Source organism: Pseudorhodoplanes sp. (assembly GCF_035565855.1).
Lineage (GTDB): Bacteria > Pseudomonadota > Alphaproteobacteria > Rhizobiales > Xanthobacteraceae > Pseudorhodoplanes.
This window is the reverse complement of record NZ_DATMRX010000034.1, coordinates 1-16,004: the sequence shown is the minus strand read 5'-3', so window position 1 is coordinate 16,004 and position 16,004 is coordinate 1. Positions and strand designations below refer to the sequence as shown.

Annotated in this window: 16 protein-coding genes and 3 tRNA genes; 7 read left to right on the top strand and 12 right to left on the bottom strand. The window is 63.2% G+C overall.

Going from position 1 to position 16,004, the window contains the following annotated elements; genetic code table 11:
- Together VN004_RS02330 and VN004_RS02325 are read left to right on the top strand one after the other, a co-directional pair.
- Positions 1–362, top strand: a 362-nt coding sequence (locus tag VN004_RS02330) for a hypothetical protein (protein ID WP_325606623.1), incomplete at its 5' end; no start/stop codon positions are given.
- Entirely contained in the window at positions 359–583 is a 225-nt protein-coding gene (locus VN004_RS02325) for a hypothetical protein (protein WP_325606621.1), read from the top strand. The genes VN004_RS02330 and VN004_RS02325, both read left to right, overlap by 4 nt.
- 128 nt (positions 584–711) lie before the next feature.
- Here the strand turns inward: VN004_RS02325 and VN004_RS02320 are convergent.
- The 4 genes from VN004_RS02320 to VN004_RS02305 form a co-directional block, all read right to left on the bottom strand.
- Positions 712–785: transfer RNA gene (locus VN004_RS02320), tRNA-Gly, on the bottom strand.
- Positions 786–950: 165 nt separating this feature from the next.
- Positions 951–2,498: an indoleacetamide hydrolase gene (gene iaaH, locus VN004_RS02315; RefSeq protein WP_325606619.1), complete on the bottom strand. Its 1,548-nt coding sequence runs from the start codon at positions 2,496–2,498 to the stop codon at positions 951–953.
- 327 nt (positions 2,499–2,825) lie between these two features.
- Positions 2,826–2,910: transfer RNA gene (locus tag VN004_RS02310), tRNA-Tyr, on the bottom strand.
- 206 nt (positions 2,911–3,116) lie between these two features.
- Positions 3,117–4,727 carry an ABC transporter substrate-binding protein gene (locus VN004_RS02305; protein WP_414710219.1) on the bottom strand — a complete coding sequence of 537 codons (1,611 nt, stop codon included), beginning with the start codon at positions 4,725–4,727 and terminating at the stop codon, positions 3,117–3,119.
- A 62-nt stretch (positions 4,728–4,789) separates the two neighbouring features.
- On the opposite strand from VN004_RS02305, the gene rlmB reads away from it, so the two are divergent.
- Complete coding sequence (rlmB, locus tag VN004_RS02300; protein WP_325606618.1) at positions 4,790–5,611, top strand: 23S rRNA (guanosine(2251)-2'-O)-methyltransferase RlmB; 822 nt, start codon at positions 4,790–4,792, stop codon at positions 5,609–5,611.
- Positions 5,612–5,676: 65 nt separating this feature from the next.
- Here the strand turns inward: rlmB and VN004_RS02295 are convergent, their stop codons facing one another.
- Both VN004_RS02295 and VN004_RS02290 read right to left on the bottom strand, forming a co-directional pair.
- Entirely contained in the window at positions 5,677–6,198 is a 522-nt protein-coding gene (locus VN004_RS02295; RefSeq protein WP_325606616.1) for a hypothetical protein, read from the bottom strand.
- Positions 6,199–6,223: 25 nt separating this feature from the next.
- Entirely contained in the window at positions 6,224–6,751 is a 528-nt protein-coding gene (locus tag VN004_RS02290; protein WP_325606614.1) for a hypothetical protein, read from the bottom strand.
- A gap of 277 nt (positions 6,752–7,028) precedes the next feature.
- Between VN004_RS02290 and VN004_RS02285 the strand changes: the two genes are divergently transcribed.
- Together VN004_RS02285 and VN004_RS02280 are read left to right on the top strand one after the other, a co-directional pair.
- Positions 7,029–7,427, top strand: a complete 399-nt coding sequence (locus VN004_RS02285; RefSeq protein WP_325606612.1) for a hypothetical protein — start codon at positions 7,029–7,031, stop codon at positions 7,425–7,427.
- Between the two features lie 127 nt (positions 7,428–7,554).
- Entirely contained in the window at positions 7,555–7,950 is a 396-nt protein-coding gene (locus VN004_RS02280) for a hypothetical protein (protein WP_325606610.1), read from the top strand.
- A 58-nt stretch (positions 7,951–8,008) separates the two neighbouring features.
- Here the strand turns inward: VN004_RS02280 and VN004_RS02275 are convergent.
- Positions 8,009–8,080: transfer RNA gene (locus VN004_RS02275), tRNA-Thr, on the bottom strand.
- A gap of 638 nt (positions 8,081–8,718) precedes the next feature.
- Between VN004_RS02275 and VN004_RS02270 the strand changes: the two genes are divergently transcribed.
- Positions 8,719–9,108 (top strand): hypothetical protein, encoded by a 390-nt coding sequence (locus VN004_RS02270; protein ID WP_325606608.1) that lies wholly within the window; start codon positions 8,719–8,721, stop codon positions 9,106–9,108.
- A gap of 276 nt (positions 9,109–9,384) precedes the next feature.
- Here VN004_RS02270 and VN004_RS02265 read toward each other — a convergent pair whose 3' ends face one another.
- Entirely contained in the window at positions 9,385–9,744 is a 360-nt protein-coding gene (locus tag VN004_RS02265) for a hypothetical protein (protein ID WP_325606607.1), read from the bottom strand.
- Between the two features lie 202 nt (positions 9,745–9,946).
- Here VN004_RS02265 and VN004_RS02260 point away from each other — a divergent pair, with 202 nt between their 5' ends.
- The gene (locus VN004_RS02260; protein ID WP_325606605.1) at positions 9,947–11,119 is read left to right on the top strand and encodes an AI-2E family transporter; all 1,173 of its coding nucleotides are present in this window, start codon (positions 9,947–9,949) and stop codon (positions 11,117–11,119) included.
- Between the two features lie 16 nt (positions 11,120–11,135).
- Here VN004_RS02260 and VN004_RS02255 read toward each other — a convergent pair whose 3' ends face one another.
- From VN004_RS02255 to VN004_RS02240, 4 genes are all read right to left on the bottom strand, one after another.
- Positions 11,136–11,573: a DUF3617 domain-containing protein gene (locus tag VN004_RS02255; protein ID WP_325606603.1), complete on the bottom strand. Its 438-nt coding sequence runs from the start codon at positions 11,571–11,573 to the stop codon at positions 11,136–11,138.
- Between the two features lie 8 nt (positions 11,574–11,581).
- The gene (locus VN004_RS02250; RefSeq protein WP_325606601.1) at positions 11,582–12,679 is read right to left on the bottom strand and encodes a cupin domain-containing protein; all 1,098 of its coding nucleotides are present in this window, start codon (positions 12,677–12,679) and stop codon (positions 11,582–11,584) included.
- A 244-nt stretch (positions 12,680–12,923) separates the two neighbouring features.
- The gene (locus VN004_RS02245) at positions 12,924–13,904 is read right to left on the bottom strand and encodes a tripartite tricarboxylate transporter substrate binding protein (RefSeq protein ID WP_325606599.1); all 981 of its coding nucleotides are present in this window, start codon (positions 13,902–13,904) and stop codon (positions 12,924–12,926) included.
- A gap of 218 nt (positions 13,905–14,122) precedes the next feature.
- Positions 14,123–16,004, bottom strand: a 1,882-nt coding sequence (locus VN004_RS02240; RefSeq protein WP_325606597.1) for a TonB-dependent receptor, incomplete at its 5' end; no start/stop codon positions are given.

The window sequence follows — 16,004 nt, the reverse complement described above, 5'->3', positions numbered from 1 at the left end:
TGGGCCTTCCAGCCGTGGCGGCCGCCTCCGAGGCGACCGATCCGATCCTTAGCCTGATCCAACGATACTACGAGACGCAGGCGGCGTGCGACGCATACAACGTGCGTTCGAGCGATGAAGTTTCTGACGATGAACTGGAGGTGGTTTCGTCGGCGCAAATCAACGCGTTTGCTAAGGTCTTGTCCGCCACGCCGGTCACGGTGTCGGGGGCGGTAGCGCAACTCCGGTGCATGGCGGCGTTCCTTGACCACACGGGGCAATATTCAGTCTTCGAGACTTGGTTCGACCCAATCTACAATCCCGGTTTGACCATCCTCAACCGCCTCGCAGACGTTATCGAACAGTCGGGAGTGCGGTCATGAGCAACCTATCCGACGACCTCATTTGCGCGATCGATCGCATTGGAATTGCGCGGGAGATCGGCCATGCACTAGCGGCGGCGATTTCGGGTTTGGAGTGCACCGACAAAAGGGCGCGCGACGGCGCAGTCCGGATAGTTCTGATGATGGTCGAGTATCTGGATGATGCCGACAATGAACTCGATGCGATTCTGAAGGCACTGCGGCAACAGAAGGCCGCGTGATTTCGGAGTGCGGATCGATCCGCACAAATTTCAGGCCCGCCCCGACCGGCGGGCCTTTTTCGTTTTAGCCGATGATTAGCCGAACCCTGTCCGACCCTAGCAAATCCTCGATAACTTATTGAAATCATTGGAGCGGGTGAAGGGAATCGAACCCTCGTCATCAGCTTGGAAGGCTGTTGCTCTACCATTGAGCTACACCCGCGCTCCGGATGCACCGGCGGCCCGTTGGTTTCCATAAATCGCCGCCGAAGACAAGACCCGCGTGCCGGTCCGCGCAACACAGCGCCACTCGGCCATGCCCCCACGTGATCCCGCGGTCATGACCGGGCCTGTCGGCCCGTTCCGGACGGCGGCACGCGTCCTCTCCTCACTCTTTCGGCGGCGGCGCGCTCCCCAGCACGGCCTCCATCGCAAGTCCGAGCGCGAGCAGCATCTGGTCGCTGCCGAGCGGTCCGTCGATCTCGATGCCGACCGGAAGCCCGCTTGCGGTCATGCCCGCGAACAGCGACAGCCCGGGGATCCCGGCATTGCTGCCCGGATCGGTGTTGCGGATCATCGTGAAGAAGGTCGGCGCCGGCTTGCCGCCCGCGATCGACATCTCGCCCGAACCCTTCTCGGCATCGATCGGCACCGCCGGAGCGGGCGTGGTCGGAAACAGCATGGCATCGAGATTGTTGGTCTTGAAATAATCCGCATAGAGCTTCTGCAGCGCGGGCCGATGCACCTTCATGGCGTCCGGATAATCCTTGCCGAACGCATCCTTCATGATCGCACCGAACGCGCCCTGGACGTCCGGACTGCGGATTTTTCCGGCGATATCGGCAAGCGTCACGCCCTCGATGCCTGAGGCCTTCAGATAGGCCGGGATGTCCTCGACCGGCTCATGCAGCGCAACCGGGAACGAAACCTTGGCGTTCAGTTCCGCAAGCCCGGGCAGATCGGCATCGACGAACACCACGCCGGCGGCCTCGAGCTTGCCGCGCGCGGCCTTCGCGACCGACTCGAGTTCGGGATCAAGGCCAGTCCAGAACGAGGCCGGCACGCCGATGCGCTTGCCCTTGAGCGAAGTCGCGCTCGCGACCGGCGTCCCGGTGATGACGGCGTCCAGCAGCGCGACGTCCGCAACGCTGCGCCCCATCGGGCCGACCGTGTCGCGGGTGCGGCTGATCGGCACCACCGCGTTCGCATCGTGATAGCGGCGTTGCGCGCCGCCATCGCCGACCGAGGGGCGAAGGCCCGCGATTCCGGTCAGCGCCGCGGGGATGCGGGTCGAGCCCCCGGTGTCGCTGCCAAGCCCGGCCGGGGTCACGCCGGCGGCAATCGCCGTGGCCGTGCCGCCGGAGGAGCCGCCCGGAATGCGCGCCGTATCGTACGGGTTCTTCACCGCGCCCGCGAACGGCGCGCCATTCGTCGAGGTGATGCCGAAGGCGAGTTCGTGCAGGTTGGTCTTGCCGATCACGATGGCGCCGGCGTCGATCAGCTTCTGCAGCGATGGCGCGTTGGCTTTGGGCCGCGCGTTGCGCAGCGCCTCGGTGCCGCCGGTTGTCGGCATGTCGGCCGTGTTGATGTTGTCCTTCACCACGATCGGAAGGCCGGCGAGCGGCGGCAACGGCCTTCCGGCCGCGACCGCGTCGTCCACCGCCTTCGCGGCAGCGAGCGCGCCTTGCGTGTTGAGCGTGATGAAGGCGTTCAGATGCCTGGTCTGTTCGGCGCGGGCGAGCGCGGCCTTCACCACATCGGTCGCGGTCACGCGCTTGTCGCGGATCGCCGCGACGATGGCGGCCGCGGATTGCGGCGCCTGGCCGGACGCGGTCTGCGCCAAGGCGGCGCTCGCGAGAGGCAAAACCGGAACCGCCTGCGCCGCGGCGGCGCCGAGAATGAGGGTCAGGAGGTCGCGGCGAGACGCGCTGTGCATGATGGGCCTCTGGGTCCGTGAATGGACCGCAAGTCTACACCGGAACCGCAGAGCGCGTCGAAAGCTGTTCCCGCGGGAGGACGCATTGGCCCATCCCACACGTGGTAATTTTTCTTAACAGCGGGGAACGTCCCGCACGCCCCGATGTTGGGCGGGTGAGACCGCCGCATCACATCACCCCCATCCCCCCAGGCGGTCTCCAAAGCCCGGCTTTCTCCCCCCGGAGCCGGGCTTTCTCTTTTCCTTTGCAAAGGCGCACGAAAGACGATGCTGCGCGAAAGCGCAGGACCGGACGCGGCGATTGTCTTTGGGATTTGGCAGTCAGATTGGTGGAGGGGGTTGGATTCGAACCAACGTAGGCATAGCCAACGGATTTACAGTCCGTCCCCTTTAGCCACTCGGGCACCCCTCCACGGGATCAGTCTGTGCGACCACACCTTGGTCGCATCATGCCGACAAAAGGTTTAACCCGGATCGGCACAATGTAAAACGCCCGGACGCAAACCTTGCGAGCCAGCGCCGGGCGCGGTCGGGTTTATGGTGGCGAAGCCTGCTTAAGTCAATGGGAAATCAGGGATATCCACCCGGTTCGGAGCGGACGCGAAGCCCCCTCGTCTCTCAGGCCTTGGACAATTGGCGGTAGTCCGGCTCCCGGTGGAACCAGAATTCGTAGCCGCCGACCCCCATCTTCAGCGCCACATCGTGGATCGGCTGGTTGAGCGGCACCACCGGCACCTCCCGCATGCAGAGTGCGATGAAGGCCTTCACCGTCGCATCGTATTCGGCGGGATCTTCGGTAAAACGCGCCTTGTCGATCAGCGCGTCCATCTCGGCATTCTTGTAGGCGGAGATATTGAAGATCGAATTGTTGCCGTGGAAATTCCAGTAGAAATAATATTCCGGATAATCGAGCCAGCCGCTGAAGCGGTTCAGCGCCATCGGCAGCTCCTTCTTGTTGAGCGTGGTGCGCCAGTTTGCCCCCGGAATCTTGTCCAGCGTCACCTTGATCCCGATCTTGCCGAGCGTCTCGGCGATCAGGATCGCGGTTGGCTCCCCGACCGTCGCCGTGCCGGTATCGAGCCCGAGCGTCGTTTCGAGACCGCCCGCGAAGCCCGCTTCCGCCATCAGCGCCTTGGCCTTGTCGAGGTCGGTCACATAGGGGAATGGCTGCGGCCAGGCGGTCATGTCGACCCTGGAGGGTCCGCCATACATCGGCACGGCGCGGCCGAAAAACGCCGCCGACTGGATCTGTTCATAGGGCATCGCATAGGCGATGGCCTGACGCAGCTTTACGTTGTCGAAGGGGGGCTTTGCGGTATTGAGCGCGACATACCACAGACAATTGGGGATCGGCACGCCGACCACCTGCACCTTGCCGTCCTTCTTGAGCTGGTCGAAATCCTTGGGCGCAAAGCCGGTCGAATAATCGGCATCACCTTTCTCAAGAAGCGCGCGGCGCGTGCCGGCGGACGGAATATCGCGCGCAATGATGCGCCGGATTTTCGGCAGCGGACCGTTTTTCCATTGATCGAAGCGCACCAGCACGGTCTCCGCGCCGGGCTTCCAGCTTTCGATGCGATACGCGCCGCCGCCTGCTTCATTGTTGCGCAAAAAGGTCATCGCCCAGGGGTCGGCCTCGGTCGCGTTCTTTTTCGCAAGTTCGGAATTGATGATGAAGGGCACCACGACCGCGACGTTGAACAGCAGCATCTTGTCCTTGCGGACATAGTCGATGCGGAACGTGTGGTCGTCGACCACGACGAATTGCTCGGGCTTGAGCAGCGAACCTGCCGACATCTGGAAGGTCGGAAAACCGCCGACGCTGACCGCGCGGTCGAAAGACCATTTCACGTCGCGCGCCGTCACCGGCGCGCCGTTGTGGAAGGTGGCGTCCTTTCGCAGCTTGAAGGTGCAGGACATGCCGTCCGACGCCACCTGCCAGCTTTCGGCAAGCTCGGGTGCGAGCGTGCCGCGGTCATAGCTCACCGTGCCGTCGGGCAGCGTCCTTGCCGCATAAGTGAGCAACCGGTCGTAGCAGTTCCAGGACAGCCCGTTGACGGTCTGGTTCGATCCGACGCCGTGCATGTCGAGGCTGTTCGGGCCCAGTTCCTGCACCACCAGCAGCGTCTCGGCGCGCGACTGCGCATAGACCGGTAACCCGCCGAACGGCAGCGCGGCCCCCGCTCCGAGCATGGCCTGCAGAACCTGGCGGCGGTCGGGATGGGTCATGGCGCGTCGTCCTCACGTGAATGCACGATTTATGCGCAGCAAAGTCTGTGCCATGAGGAAGCATGAGCGAGCGGAATCGGAAGCCTCCCTATCGGAAGAAACCGGACTTCAAACGCGACCGGCGGGATCGTCCCCCGCCCGGCCGCAGGCCCGCGCGCGTGGCCGAACCGGATACCGCGATCCTCTATGGCTGGCATACGGTCGAAGCCGCCCTCGCCAATCCCGACCGCCGCATCCGCGTGCTGTATGCCACCGAGAATGGCGCGAAACGCCTCGCTGCCGACGGCATTGCGCTCAAGGTGACGCCTCAGATCGTGCGCCCGGACGAGATCGCGCGGCGGCTCGGACCGGACGCGGTCCATAACGGGCTCCTGGCCGAAGCCGATCCACTCGACGCACCGGACCTGTCGGAGCTGCCGGCCGAAGGCATCGTGCTGGTGCTCGATCAGATCACCGATCCGCACAATGTGGGTGCAATCCTGCGCAGCGCGGCGGCGTTCGGCGTGAAAGCCCTGATCACGACCGCGCGGCATTCGCCGGAGGCGACCGGCGTGCTCGCCAAATCGGCATCGGGCGCGCTCGAATATGTGCCGCTGGTGACGGTGCAAAACCTCGCACGCGGCCTCAACGCGCTGCGCGAGCGCGGCTTTCTGCTGGTGGGATTGGACAGCGAGGGCGCCGCGGATCTGGCGGATACGACGCTGCGCGCGCCGCTTGCGCTGGTGCTCGGCGCCGAGGGCAAGGGTTTGCGGCAATTGACGCGGGAAACCTGCGACGTCACCGCGCGGCTCGATCTTCCGGGCGCGATCAAGAGCCTGAATGTTTCGAACGCCGCTGCGCTCGCCCTCTACGTCGCAACGACGCGTCTCAAGGCGCGCGGCTGACAAAGTTCATCACCCTCCCCGACATGGGGAGGGCGACGAAGGTTGGCACGATCATTTCGGCTCGATCAGTTGTAGACGCTGATCGGACCGTGATGGTGGTGGCGGTGGTGATGGTGATGCCGGTAATACGGCCGCGGACGATAGTAGGCGCGGCGATAGCCCCAACGCCCGCCGAGGCCGGCCACATAAGGAGAAGCGCCGACGGCGCGCGGAGCATAATAGGTGCCGTAGCGCAGGTCGCTAATGCCGGGACCGGAATAAACCGGGCCCTGATTGACGACATATTGCTGAACCACAGGCTGCTGCTGCACGACGACGGGCTGCTGCACAACGACCGGCTGCTGAACGACGACCGGAGCCGCCTGCACCACCACGGGCGCGGCCTGAACCACAACCGGGGCAGCCTGCACGCCATAGCTGCTTCCGCAGCAGCCGACGCTCGGCAAGGCGAAGCCGGTGTTGCAGCATCCGCTGACGACGGGAGCTGCGAAGCCGAATCCGGAGTTGCAGCATTGGGCATTGGCAGTGCCCGCTGCTGCGAAACTCATCGCGGCAGCGGCAAAGAGCGAGAGCGTTACGCGAGACATGTTACGTCCTTCTCAGAGGTTAGAGTTAGCGACGACGTGGCGGTTGCAGGTTTCGGGGCCGGCGTTGATCCTCGGCGCCGCCTTGCTGGTCCCAGGGCGACCCGACATTGACTTCCGGGCTGATCATCATCGGCGGTGACGGGGCGTATTGCGTCGGCGGCACATCCGGGGATTCCGCCGACCACGAGCGGCTATAGGCTTCCGCGGGTTTGGGCATCGGCCGGTTCTCCGGGGGCTCGATTTCCAGCCGTCCGATAAAGGGCTGCGTGCCGAGGGTCGGAAAATAGCGGGCGGCCGGCCGGTAGCGCACCGGCTTTTCCGGCTCGAGCGGCGGCACGAAAGGCGATGGATAAACCGTGACGCCCGGCGCGGCGCCGGGGCGATAAAGTCCCCAGTCGCCCTCGACCACGCCCCAGGCGGCATTGTAACCGTTGATCGGCACCGGGATGTTAGGCCGTCCCGGCACGACGAGCGCGGGCCCGTGATCGGCACGTGCATCCGCGAGACCCGCGATCGCAGGGGCTATCCCGAGCGCTATCCACGCCCAACGCATACGAACAACTCCAGCGCGGGCGCTCTGCGCGCCCCCCTCAGCCGTTCGTACTTTATGGCAACATCCTGATGTGGCGCGGTTAACGGCACACGCAAATCACCGGTTAGCATTAATTCAAAGTCACCAACCTGCTACCGCCGTTTAGAATTGAGAGGCCGGGCGCGCTGGAATGGGCAGCGGCGAGCCCTCCTCCCCTGAACCTTCGGCCCGCCTCAAGAGACCAATCAGCGAGGAGATAGCGCAAGCCCCACCTGATCCGGCGCGCGAGGAGGTCGTCATGCGAACATTCTGCAGCATCGTTCTGTGCGCGGCCATACTCACCGGCTTGGCCAACGGATCGCACGCGGCCGAACAGGCGCCGGAGCAGACGCCGCACTTCATCTCAGGATTGATCTGCGACACGCAGGAGCAGGCCGAGCGATTCGTTCTCGTTCTGCGCGACAGTGTCGAGACGGCCATCGGTGCGGTGAATAATGAGGCCGGCACACCGGATGCCTGCATGATCGCGACCTACGGCTTCGTGCCGGGCCAGACCGTGTCGGAGGTCGAACGCAATGGCACCATCGTCAACGTGATCGAGGTTCGCGTTCTTGCCGTCGCGACGACGAGCGGCCTGCAGATGATCGAACCAAAAACCTATTATTCGATTGTGCCGACCCGCGATCGGATTGCCTGACCTCGCAACCGAAAAATCGCTTCCGCGAAAGCGGGAACCTCTCATCCGCCGCGGCGTTTCCGCAACTGAATGTAGCGGGAACATCCCGGCGCACGCTCACCGTCAGCGGGCCGGCTGGAGGTTAGCGATGCGATATCTGATCGGACTTGTCGGTGCGGCGCTGCTTTGGTCGTCCATTCCGGGGACCGCATCGACCGTCGAGCAAAACCAGATACTGACCGGCTCGGGACTGGTTTGCGACACCAAGGAACAGGCCGAGCGTTTCGTGTCCCTGATGGACAACGAGGACGATGTGGAGAAGACGCTTCTTGCGGTCAACCGCGAAGCCGGCGAGGACAATGCCTGCGTCGTGGCGACGATCGGATTCATTCCGGGCGAAAAGGTCGCCGAAGTGACCAAGGACGGCGCCATCGTCCACGTCATCGAGATCAAGGTCTTCGCAGTCGCGACTGCTATGGGCCTCCAGCCAGTGGAGCCGAAGACCTATTATTCCGTCGTCCAGTCGAAAGAGGTCAGCGTCTGATATTCGGCGCTGAGCGTCCGGCGTGGGCAACTTTCGGTGTTGGCATGCCAGACACCGGTGCCGGCTGAGGGGATTGAACCCCCGACCTTCGGTTTACAAAACCGCTGCTCTACCGCTGAGCTAAGCCGGCGATCCGGTATGGGCCCCTCACCTAGCAAATTCGGCCACATTCTCAAGGGTCGATTTCGGACCAGAGCTGGCCGCTGAGGCAGGCGGGCCGTCCGCCCGCCCCGCGGCACGCTCGGACTTGGCGCGGCCTGCGCTGCGGCCGCGCGATGATCAAGACCGGTAGCGGCGTTCTGCCGTAGGCGAGGAGGGCACCACGCGTTGAATTCAGCGCCGACCCCATCGACGGCACCGCGACTTCTCGGCGGGCCAATGTTCGTCCGGTGATGCTTGCTTCGTGCCATGCAGATACGAGAGCCGCACGCGAAGCACGTTCCGCTGACGTCGCGCCCGTGAGTCAGTGTCGCCACAAGTTTTCCGCCGAACCAGCATTATCGCACCGCGAGGAGTTCAAATCAGTAATCCGGTATGCCGCGCGGTCACATCGCTGCCCTAATGCATGTCCCAAATGGATTCATCGATTCGAGTGGGGGCTCGTGTCATGACGACTTGCACCGGCGCACATCGCCGCAGCGTTATGTTTCTTTCCATACTGGAGATAGTGAGCGCACAGCGCAGCGGCTTGCATTGATCGCAGCCGTGTGACGAAGCGCATCGCCGATTAAAGGCGACGGGGGGCCATCCTTATGATCGAGATGCTGATTGGCGCTGTGGCCGGCGTTGTTGTGTTCATTGTCTTGGAATGGTGGCTTGTTGGCCGCAAGCCATCCCGCTCACGGGGGACTCATGGTTTTTGACGAGACCGATTGCGACCGCATGGAGCGCGCGCTCTACCGCGCCTACCGCCTCTTCATGAGCAATGGCCGTCTCTGTGCCGACAACCTGTCGATTGTGAAAGCCACGCTGAGCCGCGCCATCATGCAAGCGATGGAACGCGGCGAGAGAGACGAGAAGCGGCTCGCAATGTATGCGGTGAACACCTTCAATACACATTCTGACGCCGTGATCGCGCGGGACATGTCGTTCGTTCTCGGAACCGCACGGCAACCGCTGCGGGATCATGCGAACGGACACGGCACGGCCGGCGGCTGACCGCGCGTCCGTTCCGATTTTCCGCCGGACCGCCCGCTCACCGGCGGATTAACCCTGTTTCTTCAGGCGCCGTTAGCGCAACTCCGTCACCATCGAAGACAGGTACCCTGTGGGAAGGGCGCCTGCCGTCCGGGTTCGTCCCGGCCAGCGTGCGGCGTGGGGAGCGTCCGATGACGGTGATGGACCTGATGGGCCTGATGCTGATCGTATTTCTGGTCGCGCCAATGGTGACCGCGCGGCCGAGCCGGTTCTAGGCGCCCGGCCTTGTATTTTCCCTCAGTCGCGGTCCTGGCCGTATTCGCAGCCAGGGGCCGCATAGACATAGCGATTGACGCCATAGGCATCGGTCCGCAACAGCGGCCGGCAGCGCGCGAACCAGCGGCGCTCGCGTTCGCGCATCTCGGCAACATCCTGCTGGTCCGGCTCACGCAAGCTCTGGATGCCGTTCGTGCCCCGATCGCCATACCGGAATTGCTGAACGCAATGTCGCGCTCCGCGATGATACACGCAGCTTCCGACGACCGTGTCGGTCGACGACGCCGCTGCGGTCCGCGCGGGCTGAGCGGCGACCGGCATACAGGCGGCGCTCAACGCGAGCATCATGGATGTTGCGGCCGCAGTCAGCCTGATCCTCATGGTGCGCTAACCTCCTGTGCGGCCGATCGGCAGCAGAATGACGCTCCATTCGGGCTGCAAGCCGGATGCCATGAAATCCGTGCCGATCCGGCACGCAACGCGGACGCAATGTCCCTTTTTGCGACGATGGAACCGCCGGCCCGTCGCGGCATTGTCCCGTGCCGCACGCGGGGTGCGGCATAATTTGGGGACGGATCTTTACGTGACCGCGGCGCAGAACCACCGTGCGAGGCGCACCGCCGAGCCTGCGGATATGTCCGGACGCGGCGCGGTCGCGGAGCCCGTGCATGCCTCGAGCGTGCAGCGCTTCCGGATCGGGGCGCAGGACCCCACGCCCTTCGAGGATTCGGCGACGTTCTGGCGGACGATGGCGCAGCTTGCCACCATCCTGATGGCAGCCATCATGTTCGGAGCGCTTCTATACATCGCACGGCCGCTGCTGATGCCGCTGATCTGCGCCCTGATCGTAGCGCTGACCATCGGACCGCTGACCGGTTACGCCGTCCGTCGGGGACTGCCTGCCTTCGTGCCGGCCGGGATCATCGTCGTGATCATCGCGACGGTGCTTTACCTGACCATCATGCTGCTCTCCGACCCGGTTTCCGACCTGATCGCACGATCCGGCGAAATCGGAGCGACGATCCGCGAAAAATTCCGCTTCATGGACCGGCCACTCAATGCGTTGAAGGAATTGCAATCCGCGATCTCAGGTCCCTCGACACTGAGCGTCGATGTCTCCAAGCCCACGGATCTGATCGGCAGCGTACTCGGGACAGTCACCCCGGCAATGCTGCAATTCGTCCTGTTCTTCGCGACCTTGTTCTTCTTCGTGCTCGGCCGCAACGCCATGCGCCAATACATTGTCAACATCTTCGACACGCGGGATGGCCGTCTGCGTGCGCTGAAAATCTTCAATGACACCGAGCGCAGCCTCAACGCCTATCTGCTGACGGTGACCAGCATCAATGCGGGCGTCGGTGTCGTGGCTGCGCTCGTCACCTGGCTGTTGGGCTTCCCTGCTCCGCTCCTGTGGGGCGCACTCGCCTTCGCGCTGAACTACATCCCCTATGTCGGGCCCGGCATCATGCATGCCACGCTGTTCCTGATCGGGCTCCTGACCTTCGACACGCTGCTGCCGGCACTGATCGCGCCGGCGCTGTTCATGACCTTCACCTTCATCGAGGGACATTTCCTGGTGCCGACCATCATCGGCCGCCAATTCCTCATGCATCCACTGGGTGTATTCCTGTCGCTCGCCTTCTGGGCGTGGTTGTGGGGACCGATCGGCGCATTCCTCGCAACGCCGATCCTGATCATGGCCGTGGTCGCGGCCGATCACCTTTATCCGCGCAACAAGGGCACGCTGCCGGAATAGGACATCCCGCGACTGGTCAGTCGGGACGGCATTCCCCGATCCGCTCGGCGGAGATGGACACCATGTTGTCCTGCACGATGCGATCCAGCATCGTCGCCCGCGTCTTGACGAGCGCGCTGTAGCGGACCGGGCTGCTGAAAATGAACTCGGCCGACACGTCGACATCGATCTGGCCGCGGCATTGCAGCCGCCACGTCATCCCTTCGGAATTTTGCGAAAACTCCGTGCGCCGGCATTCGAGATTTTCGGTGGTGCTCTGCGGCCCGAATGTCTTGCCAAGGTCGGCGACATCTTCGGCTGTCAGGCAGCGCGTCGCGACCATTGGCGGCTTGTGCGCCTCGGACAAGGTCGTCGTCATAACGCGCCAGCGACCGGCCTCGAGGCTTTGCGCCGAGGCCGGATAGGCGGCGATCAAGGGGAGCAGCACCAGGCTGAAACGCAATACCGATCTCATCGCGGCGATCAATCCGGCATCGGCGTTTCGCCCTTCGGGAAGCCCGCGAAGGTCGACGCCGGCACGCCGAAATTGGTCGCCAGCAATTCCGGGGGATTTGCGGCGAACCACGCGGTCGCCGATATCGACTGGTATTCGCCGTCGTTGAAGGCCAGCACCAGCTCGAGTTCATCGTCGCCGATATTCTCGATGTAATGGCCAAAGCCCTGCGGCGCATAGCCGACATCGCCGGGGCCGTATTCCTCGGTGCGCGCGCGTCCGCCGGAGCCGAACACGGTCATGCGCGCCCTGCCCTTGATGTAGTATTGCCACTCGTCGGCATTCGGATGCCAATGCAGTTCGCGCAGCGCGCCCGGCTTGATGCGCAGCAGCGCTCCGGTCATCGTTGTGGAGATCGGAAATTCCTTTCGCGACACAATGCGCATGCTGCCGCCGGGAAATTCCTGCGGCTTCTGCGCCAGCATGCGATAGCGATGCGTCTCCGGCGGTGCGTTGAGCGAGCCAGGCGCGGGATCGGCCGGCAACGGCGGCGGCACCGGTCCCTTCACCAGATAGACTTCCTTCTTCGGAAAATTCGCAAAGGTCGCCGCCGGCTGCTTGAAGTTCTTCGCCAGCACCTCGGCGGGGACATGACCGATCCAGTCGGTGATGCTGAAGGTGCCGAATTCCGAGAAATAGCCGTTGTCGAAGATCAGGATGAATTCACAAGGGCCAGGGCCCAGCCCCTGGATCGAGTGACCGTGCCCGCGCGGGAAATACCAGACGTCGCCCTCCGAGAAATCGACGATCTCGCATTGATCCTGCGGGTCGATCGTCGTGACGCGGCAGCGGCCCCTGATGATGTAGGCCCATTCCGCGGCATTAGCGTGCCAGTGCAATTCCCGGAGCGCTCCCGGTTCGAGTTGCATCAGGACTCCGGCGAGCTTCTCCGATACCGGGAAATTGACGACGGTTGCTTCCTTCGACCAGCCGCCGTCGCGCGGGATATTCGGCGCCGCACCGAGCGCATAGCGAAAGGTCGGCAATTCCTTGCCTTGCAGCGGCGCCGACATCGGCCCGTAGGGAGGCTGGCCTGCGTATGAATCTCCGTCGATGCCGGTCGCCACGATCAATCCCCCTGTTACGGCTGCTCCGCCGATGAGCCCCCGTCGCGAAATATCGGCCAATGCTCGCACTCCCGATCGCATCTGCGACTGCGGCCGGCACGCTAGCATCAGCGCGGACGGGATGGAATCTACGCCGCCAAAGCACGATCAATTTTAACGGAGGCAGCCGCTCTCACGCGGTCGTCCCCGCGAAAGCGGGGACGACTGGACATGGACGATGCGATTCCGCCCTTTCCGAATCGGTCTAATTCGATAGCCGCGCCCCCGCCTGCTCCACAGCCTTCGACCAGCGGGCGAGCTCGGACTGGTTCAGCTTAAGCAGGTCCTCGGGCGAGCCGGCGACGGGATCGATGCCTTGCGCGAGGAGGCTCTTCTTCACCTGCGGCGAACTGATGATTTTCAGGATCGTGTCGTTCAGCTTGCCGACCACTTCCTTCGGCGTCTTGGCCGGGGCCCACACCCCGAACCAGGCAGACACCACGAAATCGTCCATGCCGGCTTCCTTCATCACCGGCACGTCCGGCAAAGCTTCGATTCTCGTCGCGTTGGTGTTCGCGATCGCCCGCAATTTGCCTTCCTTGATATGCGGGAGAAGCGGGAGGTAGTGATAGAACATGAACTGGATTTCGCCGCGCAAGAGATCGGTGATCGCTTGCGCTCCGCCGCGATACGGCACATGCGTGGCCTTGAGCCCGTTGCGCGCGACGAACATCGCCCCGGAGAGATGATTGGACGTGCCGTTTCCCGACGAGCCGTAATTGACCTTGCCAGGATTGGCCTTGATGTAGGCGATCAGGTCGCTGACGCTCTTGATCGGCAGATCGGGGTGCACCACCAGCACGTTCGGCGCGGTGCCGAACTGGATCACCGGTTCGAAATCCCTGATCGGATCGTAGTTGACCTTGGCATAGACGGCAGGATTGATCGAATGCGTGCCGATCGTGCCCATGAGTAACGTGTAACCGTCGGGCGCGGAGCGCGCGACTGCTTCGGTGCCGACGCTTCCCCCAGCCCCGCCGCGATTGTCGATGACCACCGTCTGACCGACTGCCTTGGCAAGCTCGTCCTGCAGGATGCGTCCGACAAGGTCGGTGGTGCTTCCGGCAGGAAACGGCACGATGAGCGTGATCGGTTTTGTCGGGTAACCCTGCGCATGCACCGCATGCGCGGCAAATGCCGTGAAAACGGCAGCAATCAAAACCCGCGGCCAGACCTTAGAACGCATGCCCTTCCTCCCATATGCCGCCATCATCTGACGGTCGTTTGTTCGAACAAGACTAGCGAGGGTTGTGTGTCGGCGAAAGGCAATGTTTGCGCCTTCACGCGCCTACCAAGACAGCGTGGAAGGGAATTGGGCGTTCACGGGTTCCAGCTGCGGCGACCCCGTCCGGACCCTGAACGGCAAAGGGCCGCCGCGATGGCGGCCCTTCTTTGGTCAGAACCTTACCAGGTCATTCCCGCCCTCGCCATGAACGTTCGTCCAGGCTGCGGATAGGCGTTGTAGGTGCCGATCGCGCTGCCGAAGCCGTAAGGATACGGGCTCGCGATCGCGTAATCGAAATACTCCTTGTCGAACAGATTGAGGATCGAGAAAGACCAGAAGAACTGCTCGACCTTGCCGCCCAACCGCAGATCGACAGTGGTATAGGACGGGATCATCGGCTGCAGGTTCACCTGATCGTTATCCATCCGCCGGTCGCCGAAATATCGGACCACCGTGTCGAGGGTCAGCCATTTCTTCCAGATGTCCCAGGACAGGCCGACGTTTCCGGTCCAGCGCGACACCAGCGGCACGTCGTTCCCTTCGAACAACCCCTCGCGGAACACGGCGCGGGTATAGGCCAGCCCGCCTTTCACACGCACGTCATCGTTCAGCCTGAGAGCGACGACGGTCTCGTGGCCGTAGCGCCGTGTTGGGTCGAGATTGATGTTGCTCGCTTCGAAATTCGGGCCGTAGCGGAAGTGGATCTCGTCCGTCAGATCCATGTTGTAGTAGCTCCACTGAGCCTCCAGGGGCCCGGCATTGACCCTCACTCCGGCTTCCCAGTCGTGTGATTTCTGCGTGCGTAGATTGAATGTGGTCGGAACGCCATTCAGCGCGGTGACCGCGCCGACACGATCGTCCACATTCGGCACCCGGAAGCTTTGTGCCATCCGCCCGAACAGCGCCACATGCTGGGTCAATCGCTGTTCGATACCGAGATGCCAGGCATGATTGACCTCGCTCTGATCGAGCGGGATTCCGGCCTGGTCGCCGAAACAGCCAAAGCCCGGAAAGCAGCTCAAGGGAATCGCGCCCGGCGCCATGCCGTTGAACGTGTCCTTGGCGTCGATCGATGTCCGCTGCCAGCGCGCGCCACCCGAAAGGTCGGTGTTGGTCGGCAGCGTCACGGTCTGCATCCAGTACAGACCCGTGGACGCCTGCTGCATGTCGTACATATGGATCGGTGCTGCGCCGAAAAACAGCGGGCGGCTGGAGTCGTAATCGGCGTTGTAATAGTCGAGACCGCCGAGCGCCTTGAACGGCATCCCGAAGAGCGTTGTGTCGATCTTGAGCCGCGGCGTGACCGACGATGTCGTCAGTTTGGTATCGACCGCCTGCCGCGGATTGGTCGTGGCGAGAAACTCGGTCGCGTTGAAATACTGCGCCTGCTCTTCCTTGCGCCGCACGCCCCCGTCGACGATCAGTTCGAAACCGGGCGCCAGTCGATGGGTGAAACCGACGGTGCCGTTCTGTCCCTGCTTGTCGGCCCAATCGAACGGTGTGAAGGCGCCGCGCCGATCGGTGATCAGGTTGAAGATATTCTCGGAAGGAGAAAACCGGCGGTGTCCGGGCAATCCGACATGCTGATCGTCAGCAGACAGATTCACGTAAAAGCTTCCGCTGTCATGCGTGTATCGGATGTCGGCGACGCCGCCATATTGCTTGTAGGTGTTGTTCTCGCGATAGCCGTCGCTGTCGATCGCGTTCGAGAAGAAGCTTCCGGACCACGCGCCGTTCGAGCCGTAAGCCGACAGGTTGCCTTCCTTGTAATTGAACGAGCCGAACGCGCCATCGATCCGGCCTCCAGGCTTCACGCCGACGCCCGTCTTGGTCACGATGTTGATCACGCCGCCGACCGCGCCGTCGCCATACAGGACCGCACCCGAATTGCCGCGAGTGATTTCGATGCGTTCGATGCTCTCGCGCGGGATCGCGGCCAGATCGATGCCGACCATGTCGAGATCCTGGACGCGTCGTCCGTTAATCAGGAACAGTGTGTTGGAATTGGCTGCGGCGCCGAAGCCGCGCACATCGACCACGCTCCGCGCGCCATTCACGCCG